Source organism: Nostoc cf. edaphicum LEGE 07299 (assembly GCF_015207245.1).
Classification (GTDB): Bacteria; Cyanobacteriota; Cyanobacteriia; order Cyanobacteriales; family Nostocaceae; genus Nostoc; species Nostoc edaphicum_B.
This window is the reverse complement of the sequence record NZ_JADEXF010000951.1, coordinates 1-2,711: the sequence shown is the minus strand read 5'-3', so window position 1 is coordinate 2,711 and position 2,711 is coordinate 1. Positions and strand designations below refer to the sequence as shown.

The following is a 2,711-nucleotide window of genomic DNA, read 5'->3' as shown; positions in this document are numbered from 1 at the left end:
TATAAGAGACAGGTCTATTTGTAGTTGCACTAATTCTGGAGTATTCTACACCAACTGAATATGTGTTTGGCTATCTCTACACAGGGCCCATTTTGTTAGCAAACTCCTGGTTAGGGAGACGTGGTACTTTTCAAGCTACTTTCGTTGCAGTATGCCTAACCATGCTGAATCTTGTAATGCCAGGAGGTGAAGCCATGAAGGTTTCTACGATCGCCAGTAGAGCGATCGCAGCGATCGCATTGATTGTCACAGGTGTTTTGAGCGATCGCCTACGTCTTTCAGAAGAAGCGATCGCCCTGACTCGTGCCAAGCTAGAAGCTCAAGAGGAATTGTCTAGAGTGCGTGAAGATTTTGCTTCTACTCTCACCCATGATCTGAAAACTCCGTTGTTGGGAGCAATTGAAACTCTCAAAGCTTTTGAACAAGAAAAATTTGGTGCTGTCTCATCGGCACAGCAAAAAGTTTTAGCCACAATGACGCGTAGTCATCAAACTTCCTTACAACTGCTAGAAACTTTGTTAGATATTTATCGTAATGATACAGAAGGCTTAAAACTCAACTTAGCACCTGTAGATTTGGCTATTTTGGCAGAAGAAGCTGCTAGCACTCTTTCGGAATTAGCAGCTAGCCGCCGCGTTTATCTTTCACTTAACTATGGTGACTCTGATTGGCGGCGATCGCTATGGGTTCAGGGTGATGAATTACAACTTCAACGAGTTTTTAACAATCTTTTAGTTAATGCTATCAACCATTCTCGGCGCGGTGAACGTGTGGAAATAGTATTAGAACCGCAAGCTTCCTATCAAGTTGTGAAAATTTTGGATACGGGTGCAGGTATTGTGCCTGAGCAATTTTCCCATTTATTTGAACGATTTTATCAAGGACATAGCCAACGTCAAGCTAAAGGCTCTGGATTAGGGCTTTACCTATCTCGACAAATTATTGCAGCTCACGGCGGTATAATTTGGGCAGAGAACAGAGTACCTATCGGTGCGATGTTTGCTTTCAAGCTCCCCGTTTACCCATCTCAATCTTCTCTTACTGTGTGAGATGCCATCTACCCCAATCAAAATTCTCCTAGTAGAAGATGATGAACTCTTTCGTTTAGGTTTGCACGTACGATTGCAGCAAGAAACTGGCTTAGAGATTATCGCTGAGGCCGAAGATGGAGAAACAGCTATTGAGTTAATTAACCAAAAATCTTTCGATGTGGTGCTACTAGATGTGGGATTGCCAGGAATTGGGGGAATAGAGGCATGTCGCCAAATTAAGCAGCAAAATCCTCAGTTACCAGTTTTAGTTTTGACTTCCCACTCCCAAAAGTCTCTAATTGCAAGATTAATTGAAGCAGGCGCTCAAGGCTATTGTCTTAAAGGAGTGGCAGCAGAAAAATTAGTGCTGGCACTTCGTTCTGTCGCTGCTGGGGCATCCTGGTGGGATGAAACTGCAACCAAAGAAATTCGTTCTACTTTTGCATCTGATTCTGGACAACCTAACTCAGAAAATATCTCAAAACTTTCCAACCCCCTAACCCAACGCGAACAAGAAATTTTATCACTGCTGGCAGCTGGAAAAACTAATCAAGAAATTGCTCTGGCACTCTACATCACACCTGGGACTGTGAGGGTTCATGTTCATGCGATTTTGCAGAAATTAGAAGTACGCGATCGCGCTCAAGCTGTTGTTGTTGCTCTACAAAAAAGTTTAATTAAGGGACTTGTGTAGAAATAAAGTACCAATAAGAGTGGAATAACCCTCTTTCAAGAAACCATTCCACTTGCCAATTAAATAAAGGTAGGTATCTGGTTGCTACAGTCGCGGTGAAAACTACTAAGCTGGTAAATAGCACGTTTAAACTTTAGCGGAAATTCGGAATCGACATTCATCGGCGGTTCAAGATTCCCATTGGCGAACTACCTGTAATTACATTATGTTTGATGCTCTATCTGACCGTTTAGAAGCCGCCTGGAAGAAACTGCGGGGACAGGACAAAATTTCTCAATCCAACATTCAAGATGCATTGCGCGAAGTGCGCCGCGCCTTGTTGGAAGCAGATGTCAATCTCCAGGTAGTCAAAGATTTTATTAGCGAAGTCGAAACCAAAGCACAAGGAGCCGAGGTGGTTGCCGGCGTGCGACCTGACCAACAGTTCATCAAAATTGTTCATGATGAACTGGTGCAGGTGATGGGAGAAGAGAATGTTCCCATCGCAGAAGCCCAGGAACAGCCTACTATTATTCTCATGGCTGGGTTGCAAGGTACTGGTAAAACCACGGCTACGGCTAAGTTAGCCTTACATCTGAGAAAATTAGAGCGTAGCTGTTTGTTGGTGGCAACAGACGTATATCGCCCAGCCGCGATCGACCAGCTGCTAACGTTGGGTAAGCAAATTGAGGTACCAGTATTTGAACTAGGAAGCGACGCCGATCCAGTAGAAATTGCAAGGCAAGGTGTAGAACGCGCTAGAGCAGAAGGTGTTAACACAGTAATTATTGATACTGCTGGTCGTCTGCAAATTGACGAAGACATGATGGCGGAATTAGCCCGCATCAAAGCAACCGTCCAACCCCATGAAACTTTTTTGGTGGTGGACGCGATGACTGGTCAAGAGGCTGCAAATCTTACCCGCACTTTCCACGAACAGATCGGCATTACTGGGGCAATTCTCACCAAGTTAGATGGTGATAGCCGTGGTGGTGCTGCGCTTTCGG

General features: G+C 44.4%; 3 protein-coding genes. All 3 read left to right on the top strand.

Going from position 1 to position 2,711, the window contains the following annotated elements; translation table 11 throughout:
* Positions 1–32: 32 nt before the first annotated feature.
* On the top strand, positions 33–1,049 hold the full coding sequence (locus tag IQ229_RS23025; RefSeq protein ID WP_194047736.1) for a sensor histidine kinase: 1,017 nt from the start codon (positions 33–35) through the stop codon (positions 1,047–1,049).
* Position 1,050: 1 nt separating this feature from the next.
* On the top strand, positions 1,051–1,725 hold the full coding sequence (locus IQ229_RS23020; RefSeq protein WP_194047734.1) for a response regulator transcription factor: 675 nt from the start codon (positions 1,051–1,053) through the stop codon (positions 1,723–1,725).
* Positions 1,726–1,930: 205 nt separating this feature from the next.
* Positions 1,931–2,711: signal recognition particle protein (locus tag IQ229_RS23015; protein ID WP_194047732.1), on the top strand; the 781-nt coding region annotated here is incomplete at its 3' end.